The 7,243-nt window shown below is 65.0% G+C and carries 8 protein-coding genes; 2 read left to right on the top strand and 6 right to left on the bottom strand.

The genetic code is table 11. The features are described from left to right. The first annotated feature begins 123 nt into the window (after nt 1–123). Nucleotides 124–447 carry a hypothetical protein gene (locus ACUN9Y_RS21715; RefSeq protein WP_445462830.1) on the top strand — a complete coding sequence of 108 codons (324 nt, stop codon included), beginning with the start codon at nt 124–126 and terminating at the stop codon, nt 445–447. Between the two features lie 121 nt (nt 448–568). Here the strand turns inward: ACUN9Y_RS21715 and ACUN9Y_RS21720 are convergent, their stop codons facing one another. The 6 genes from ACUN9Y_RS21720 to ACUN9Y_RS21745 all read right to left on the bottom strand — a co-directional run bounded on the left by ACUN9Y_RS21720 (nt 569) and on the right by ACUN9Y_RS21745 (nt 6,137). Further along, the gene (locus ACUN9Y_RS21720; RefSeq protein ID WP_445462831.1) at nt 569–763 is read right to left on the bottom strand and encodes a hypothetical protein; all 195 of its coding nucleotides are present in this window, start codon (nt 761–763) and stop codon (nt 569–571) included. 14 nt (nt 764–777) lie between these two features. After that, entirely contained in the window at nt 778–2,028 is a 1,251-nt protein-coding gene (locus ACUN9Y_RS21725) for a YeeE/YedE family protein (protein ID WP_445462832.1), read from the bottom strand. A gap of 147 nt (nt 2,029–2,175) precedes the next feature. Continuing rightward, nucleotides 2,176–3,138: a sulfurtransferase gene (locus tag ACUN9Y_RS21730; protein ID WP_445462833.1), complete on the bottom strand. Its 963-nt coding sequence runs from the start codon at nt 3,136–3,138 to the stop codon at nt 2,176–2,178. A 291-nt stretch (nt 3,139–3,429) separates the two neighbouring features. Continuing rightward, a complete protein-coding gene (locus ACUN9Y_RS21735) occupies nt 3,430–4,107 on the bottom strand; it encodes a glutathione S-transferase (RefSeq protein WP_445462834.1) in 678 nt (225 codons plus the stop codon). Nucleotides 4,108–4,473: 366 nt separating this feature from the next. After that, complete coding sequence (locus tag ACUN9Y_RS21740) at nt 4,474–4,773, bottom strand: HlyU family transcriptional regulator (RefSeq protein ID WP_445462835.1); 300 nt, start codon at nt 4,771–4,773, stop codon at nt 4,474–4,476. A 146-nt stretch (nt 4,774–4,919) separates the two neighbouring features. Further along, a complete protein-coding gene (locus ACUN9Y_RS21745; protein WP_445462836.1) occupies nt 4,920–6,137 on the bottom strand; it encodes an argininosuccinate synthase in 1,218 nt (405 codons plus the stop codon). Between the two features lie 213 nt (nt 6,138–6,350). On the opposite strand from ACUN9Y_RS21745, the gene rnt reads away from it, so the two are divergent. After that, a complete protein-coding gene (gene rnt, locus ACUN9Y_RS21750) occupies nt 6,351–7,016 on the top strand; it encodes a ribonuclease T (RefSeq protein ID WP_445462837.1) in 666 nt (221 codons plus the stop codon). The last annotated feature ends 227 nt before the right edge of the window (nt 7,017–7,243 follow it).

Raw genomic sequence — 7,243 nt, forward strand, 5'->3', positions numbered from 1 at the left:
GCGGCACTACCTGCGCCGCGTCGCGACAGGATCGCCCCGGTGGCGCCGCGCTAGGCCAAAGTGGTAGCGTTTTCCCTGGCCGAAGCCGGTAGGCTGTAGCAAATCCCGTATGAGAGAACCCGGATGCAAGATCTCCACGCCCTTTGGCTGCCCCTGGCCATGGCCATGAGCTTCGGTGCCTTCACCGGCTCGCTGTTTCGCCTGAGCCGTCGCCCCGGCTCCGAGCGTCCCTTCATGTTTCCGGTGCTGGGCCTGCTCGGCGGTCTGACCGCCTTTCTGATTCATCAGGTGCTGGCCTGGACGGTGGGCGCACCGACCTGGCTGCTGCCGATACTGGTGGTGCTGCAGGTGTGGCTGTGGCTGGGGCCACTCGGCCCCAAGATCTCGCGCCAGCGAGCCGAGCAGGCCGCCGACCGGGCAGACGGTGACGCCGGCGCGGGCCGCTGATCCTCGTGCCCCTCGGCATTCGCCCGCCAGGGCCGGCGCCCCTTGCCACCAGCCCTTGGCAGAAAAGACGCCCCGAAGGGCGTCTTTTCCTTGTCGTGGCCTTGCTGACCCCGTCGTCGCGCTATTCTCGAGTCGACGGACAGGGGGCGCCGCAGGGCGCACAGGCCGAGGCATCGCGTTGATTCAGCGCCGTCTTGGCATGCCCATCGCCCATGTTGAAGGCGAAGGTCGGGCTCGACAGGTGATCGGCCATGATCAGCACAAAAATGGCGAGCAACATGGCGACGACGCGGTAACGCTTGTAGGCGACTTGCACGGGACTCACCTCGCTTAGTTGGGCAGACGGAACCAGGGACGCAGGCGAATGCCTATCAGCGATCCAACGAAGGCGCAGCCAAACCACACCCAGGCATGCAGGCTGCCCGAGGCGAGCCCGGAGAACAGCGCACCGATATTGCAGCCGAAGCCCAGACGGGCACCGTAACCGAGCAACAAGCCACCGATCACCGCGGCGAGAAACGGCCGACCCTCGGGCCGCTTGCGGCTGGCCTCGTTGAAGCGATTGGCCATGCCTGCCGCGAACATGGCTCCCAGCAGCAGACCGAAGTTCATCACCGAGGTGATGTTCACCAGCACCGAGTCGGCCAACGCCATGGCAGGGTAATCCCAGGTCCAGAACTCGAACTGGCTCATGTCCACCCCCACCGCCTGCAGCGCCTTGGCGCCCCACAGATTGAAGGCGAAGGTGATGCCCCAGGGCGCACCGCCGATGGCAAGCGTCAGCGCATTGCCCAGCGCCAGGACCAGGATGGCCCAGGCGAAGGGCCAACGGCCGGTCAAGAGCGCACGCAGGCTCGTCCCTGTGCTGGGCGTCACGCGCAACTCGCTGCGCTCGAGCCCGCCGTGGGCACGGCGCTCGACCCGATTGACCCAGGCCATGACGAGAGCAAGGCCGGTCACCTGCACCGCGATGGCCCCGACCACGCCCACCGAATCGATCAGGTTGACCGGGTCAAGCCCTGGCAGATCGAGCCACCAGGGCAGATGGATCGACCCGATCACCGCGCCGACGATGAAGAAGACCAGCGTGACCAGCATGCGCAGGTTGCCGGCGCCGACGGTAAACAGGGTACCGGAACCACAGCCGCCCCCGAGTTGCATGCCGAGCCCGAACAGGAAGGACCCCACCACCAGGGAGGTGCCGATGGGCGCCACGGCGCCGACCATGCCGGGCTGACCGCTGCCGAGCAGCGGAATCATGATCACCGATGCCAGGGCGAACAGCATCAACTGGGCCCGCATGCCGGCACCACGACGCTTGGTCACCAGGTTGCGCCATCCCGCGGTGAAGCCGAAGGCGCCATGATAGAGGGCAATGCCCATGACGGCGCCGATGGCGAACAGCGCCACCAAAAAAGGCGCCGTCTCAAGCCAGACCAAAGCACCCAGGACCAGCATGCCGGTCAGCGCCAGGCCAACCACGAAGGTATCGACCCGCGGCGCCGACGCCTCGGGAGGCGTTGAGGGCCGGGGAGAAAAAGCCTGACCCTCATCGGCCAGGGTCGTCGCGTTATGCGCCATGGAAAACGTTACCTGTCGCGTCAGCGCCATGCCTTGCCAAGCCAAGCCAAGCCAAGCCAAGGCGCTATCGGGAAGTGAAGTGAAGTGAAGTGAAATGAAGGTGGCACCGGCGCTGGCAGCGACGACGGATCGCGCTGCGCGCCGCGTTCAGTCGCCGAAGCCGATGGCGTCCAGTACCTTGCCGAGGCCCTGTTTGGCCACCGCCAGCGGGCGGCCCTCGTCCTGGGTCCATTCGGCCATGGAGCCGTCATAGAGCGCCACATTGTCGAATCCGGCGATCTCGCTCAGCACGAACCAGTCGGTAGCGGCCCAGTGGCCGGTGTTGCAGAACGACACCGTCTTGGCGCTGGCATCGAGCTCGGCCGCCTGAATCCGCGAGCTGACCTCGGCGGTATTCAGGTGCCAGGCGCCACCGTCATCGGCCAACAGGCTCTGGTGGGGCAGGTTACGGGCCCCGGGAATGGTGCCCGGCGCCTTGGCGGCCGGCGATTGATTATCGCCCTTGAAGTAGTCTTGTGGACGCGCGTCGACCAATTGGCCCTGATTCTCCCGGGCCGCCTCGACTTCCTCGGTGGTCGCCAGCAGCGACTCGTCGAGTTCACCGCTAAAGCGCACCGGATCGCCGTACACCGCGCTGCCGCTGACGACCTCAAGCCCCGCCGCCTTCCAGCCGGCGAAGCCGCCATCGAGGATAGCCACGTCATCATGGCTCAAGGCCTTGAAGGTCCAGTAGACCCTGGCGGCGCTGCCGAAATCGGTGGCGCCGGTACCGGCCGGAACGATTACCACGGTATCGTCATTGTCGATGCCCAGGCCGCCGATAAGACGCTCTAGGCTCGCCACCGGCGGCATCAGGCCGGCGACGCCGCCCCGGGTCTCGCGCCACCCATCCTCGGTGTAGCTCGAATAGATACTGCCGGGAATATGGGCACCTTCGAAGCTCGCGCGATCGCCGCCGTTGTCGATGCTGGAACGGATGTCCAGCACCACCAGGTTCTCCTCGCTGCGGTGGTCGTTCAGCCAGTCGGCGCCGACCAGCGGCTCGATATCGGCGGCGTAAGTCAGCGGCGATGCCAGCGCAAGCGCTCCGGCCAGAAGTATCCGGATCATATACTTGACCTCTGTAGTAGGAATTATGCGCTCTATTATGCGGCGATTGGCATCAAACTCAATATGCACCGAGCGAATAGCCGTTTTCCTGGTCGGTCCCCGGGCCACCGGACGCCGCGAGGCCGAGTACCGCGCCCGCCCCCTCGGGAGACAGCGAACCGCACCACAGCCCGCACCACCTGCGACGCCCCACGGCTCACCACGGCTCACCACGGCCACGTCTCGCCACGCCACCTTCGCCTTCGCCATCGCCATCGCCATCGCCATCGCCTCGGCATGCCTGGCCATCGGTTAGCCAAGCGTCAACTCGCCGCCCCTGGCAATGGCGCGTTGGTAGGCCTCTCGAGACCGGCAGCGGTCGAGAAAGGCCGTGAGATTGGGCTGACCCGCCAGCCCACCGCGACCAGACAGCGCCAGTACCGGGAAGCTCATCTGGATATCCGCCGCCGAAAAGCGATCCCCGGCAAACCAGGTGCGTTGCGCCAGGCTGTGCTCCCAGAAGTCCCGCAGGCGGGAAATCTCGGGGCCCAGGTACTGCTTCTCGACGCCGCTTGCAAGCCTTCTGCCGAGCGGGCGCACCAGGGCCGGTACCGGGGGCTTGCCAAGTCGCGAGAAGATCAGTCGCATTACCAGAGGCGGCATGCCCGAGGCCTCGGCGTGATGCAGCCAGAAGACGTAGTCCTGTCGCTCGGGACTGTCGAGCGCCGGCGACAGGTGCCGATCGGGATCGAAGCGCGCGAGCAGGGTCTCGATGATGGCCCCGCTTTCGGCGATGGCAACGCTGCCCATCTCGTCATCGGTGATGAGCGGAGACTTGCCCAACGGGTGAAGCCGCTTGAGCGAATCCGGCGCCAGCATCGTCGCCGGATCGCGCTGGTAGTGCTCGATCTGGTAGTCGACCCCCAGCTCCTCCAGCAGCCAGACGATGCGCTGTGAACGAGAGTTTTCCAGGTGATGCACTGTAATCATGACGTCACTCCTGTTAAGTCATGGCCACCGACGAGCCGACGAGTCTCGCCAGGGTGGGCGGTAGAATCTGTCCGTTCGACAACCGCTGTACCTTGCCGCCGGCCAGGCACGCGCCAGTCGCCGCAGTCATGCCCCACCCGGCCAGCGCCGCGGGCAGCATCGGGGCAGCCGAGCGTCGAACGCGTGGGTGTCTCAGGCGGGGCCACGGCCGAGAGCGCCTGGCGACCAGACTGACGGATGCGACGGAACAAGCCCGTCTCACGTCCGCCGCTAGGCGCCGCGTCAACGAGCGAGGTCACCGCCCTGACCTGACCTGACGGGCAATGAAAAACGGCGCCCAAAGGCGCCGTTCCTGTCGTTCCACTGCTATCGCGAGGCAAACATGTCATCGCCTACCTCATCGATGAAACGCTCTGCCTTCTGGCGCATCAAGGCGTCGCAGGCGTCCCGCCCTGGCACCATGTCCGAGCGCTCGAAGCGATGCTCCAGCGTCTCGCCGCCGGCGACGGGCTTGCGAATCACACCGCTGACCCGATACTGCCCACCCTGCTCCTCGGGCTGAGAGATGATCAGATAGCCGCGATGCTCGACCGCCTCGGACTCGGCGACCTTCGAGGCTCGCTCGCTATCCGCGCCGAACAGTCCAGCGAACAGTTTCTTCAGCATGACACCTCCTTGCGATAACAAACCGGACAAGCGCGTCTGGCGCTCCCCTCGCCCCTTGCCTGCGCCTTGGCCATGCTAGGCGTCGGCGGCGAGGCTCCGCCGCCGGCGCCGATCCTCACCAGAGACGCATGAAAAGGGCCGGTGCCTTAGTCCTGACGACGACCCTTGCCGGCGGCGATGCGCAGGCGCAAGGCGTTGAGCTTGATGAAGCCGGCCGCATCCTTCTGGTCGTAGGCGCCCTGGTCGTCCTCGAAGGTCGCAATCGACTCGTCAAACAGCGAGGCCTCGGAGCGGCGGCCGGCGACAATCGCGTTGCCCTTGTAGAGTTTCATGCGCACGACACCGGACACATTCTTCTGGGTCTCGTCGATGGCCGCCTGCAGCATGCGACGCTCAGGGCTCCACCAGTAGCCGTTGTAGATGACCTCGGCGTACTTCGGCATCAGCTCATCCTTGAGGTGCGCCTCCTCACGATCGAGGGTGATCGACTCGATGGCGCGGTGAGCGCGCAGCATGATCGAGCCGCCCGGCGTTTCGTAGCAGCCGCGAGACTTCATGCCCACGTAACGGTTCTCGACGATATCGAGACGCCCGATGCCGTTGTCACCGCCCAGCACATTGAGCTTTTCCAGCACCTCGTGGGGGCGCATCGGCACGCCGTCGATGGCGACAATATCCCCGCGCTCGAAGGTCAGTTCGATGTACGTCGGGGTGTCGGGGGCGGCCTCCGGCGACACGCTCCAGCGCCACATGTCTTCCTCGGCCTCGGCCCAGGGGTCCTCGAGGATGCCGCCCTCGTAGGAGATGTGCAAAAGGTTCGCGTCCATCGAATACGGCGACTTCTTCTTCTTGTTGAAGTCCACCGGGATGTCATTCTCGGCGCAGTACGCCATCAGCTTTTCGCGGGAATTCAGGTCCCACTCGCGCCACGGCGCGATCACCTTGACGCCAGGCTTCAGGGCGTAGGCGCCGAGTTCGAAGCGTACCTGGTCGTTGCCCTTGCCGGTGGCGCCATGGGAAATCGCATCGGCGCCGGTCTGGTTGGCGATCTCGATCAGACGCCGCGCGATCAAGGGGCGGGCGATGGAGGTGCCCAGCAGGTACTCGCCCTCGTAGATGGTGTTGGCACGGAACATCGGGTACACATAGTCGCGCACGAACTCTTCGCGCAGGTCCTCGATGTAGATTTCCTTGACCCCCAGCGCCTCCGCCTTGGCACGGGCCGGCTCGACTTCCTCGCCCTGGCCGATATCGGCGGTGAAGGTCACCACCTCACAGTCATAGGTTTCCTGCAGCCACTTGACGATGACGGATGTGTCCAGGCCGCCTGAATAGGCGAGCACGACCTTCTTGACATCGGACATGCTGGGGGGCTCCTTTTTCTTGGCAGGGATTGACCGAGATTCGATCAACGAAAGATGAGTGCCGTAGGCACCGACAGGCGGACGATTATAGCGCGCATGAACGACAGCGAATACCGGCGACGGGACGCCACCTGCTTGAGCTGCTAGACTTTCGCCGTTTTCCCATCCCGACAGCCCGGACAAGATCCGACAGCCCAGACTAAGGAGAGGTGCATGAGCGAGCTGATCGCCCGCGAACTCATGGCGCAGCGTTTTCGCAGTTTTCTGCCGGTGGTGGTGGACCTGGAAACCGGTGGCTTCAACCCGGAGAAGGATGCCCTGTTGGAGATCGCGGCGGTCACCCTGACCATGGACCCGGAGGGCAATCTGCTGCCCGATGCGACCCACGCCTACCATGTGAAGCCCTTTGCAGGCGCCAACGTCGAGCAGTCGGCACTGGATTTCACCGGTATTCGTCTCGACGACCCCCTGCGCCAGCAGGTCGCCGTCAGTGAAGCCGAGGCCCTGGGGGAAATCTTCCGCCCGGTGCGCAAGGCGATCAAGGCGCATGGCTGCACCCGGGCCATACTGGTCGGGCACAACGCCGCCTTCGACCACGGGTTCTTGAATGCCGCCGTCAACCGCTGCGACATCAAGCGCAACCCGTTTCATCCGTTCTCGAGCTTCGACACCGCCTCACTCGGCGGCCTGGTCTATGGCCAGACGGTGCTGGCCCGAGCCTGCCGCGCCGCCGGCATCGAGTTCGACAACACCTCGGCCCACTCGGCCCGATACGATACCGAACGCACCGCCGAGCTGTTCTGCGCCATGGTCAATCGCTACAAGGACCTCGGTGGCTGGCGCCTCGCCCAGCAAGAGCAGGGCATGGAAGACGACTGAATCGCGTTGCCGCGGATTTTGCCGCCGCGGCCCCCCACGCTAACCGCCGCACCGACGCCACCGCGACAGGTATCAGCACAAAACGAAGCCTCGCCGGCATTGAACTGCACCCCGAAAGTTGGACACCCACATCCAACCTTCGGGGTGTTTTCATGAGCAACCGATACGACGAGTGGTTCAAACTGCTGGTGGCACAGCAGTGTTTGCACGGTGACACCAGCTTGAGT

This window comes from Halomonas sp. V046 (genome assembly GCF_052645355.1).

What these genes read in the sequence shown, in the direction of transcription:
- ACUN9Y_RS21740 (WP_445462835.1), bottom strand. Translation starts at nt 4,773, where the DNA reads ATGCTGAAGAAACTGTTCGCTGGACTGTTCGGCGCGGATAGCGAGCGA.
- ACUN9Y_RS21730 (WP_445462833.1), bottom strand. Translation starts at nt 3,138, where the DNA reads ATGATCCGGATACTTCTGGCCGGAGCGCTTGCGCTGGCATCGCCGCTG.
- rnt (WP_445462837.1), top strand. Translation starts at nt 6,351, where the DNA reads ATGAGCGAGCTGATCGCCCGCGAACTCATGGCGCAGCGTTTTCGCAGT.
- ACUN9Y_RS21725 (WP_445462832.1), bottom strand. Translation starts at nt 2,028, where the DNA reads ATGGCGCATAACGCGACGACCCTGGCCGATGAGGGTCAGGCTTTTTCT.
- ACUN9Y_RS21745 (WP_445462836.1), bottom strand. Translation starts at nt 6,137, where the DNA reads ATGTCCGATGTCAAGAAGGTCGTGCTCGCCTATTCAGGCGGCCTGGAC.
- ACUN9Y_RS21715 (WP_445462830.1), top strand. Translation starts at nt 124, where the DNA reads ATGCAAGATCTCCACGCCCTTTGGCTGCCCCTGGCCATGGCCATGAGC.
- ACUN9Y_RS21735 (WP_445462834.1), bottom strand. Translation starts at nt 4,107, where the DNA reads ATGATTACAGTGCATCACCTGGAAAACTCTCGTTCACAGCGCATCGTC.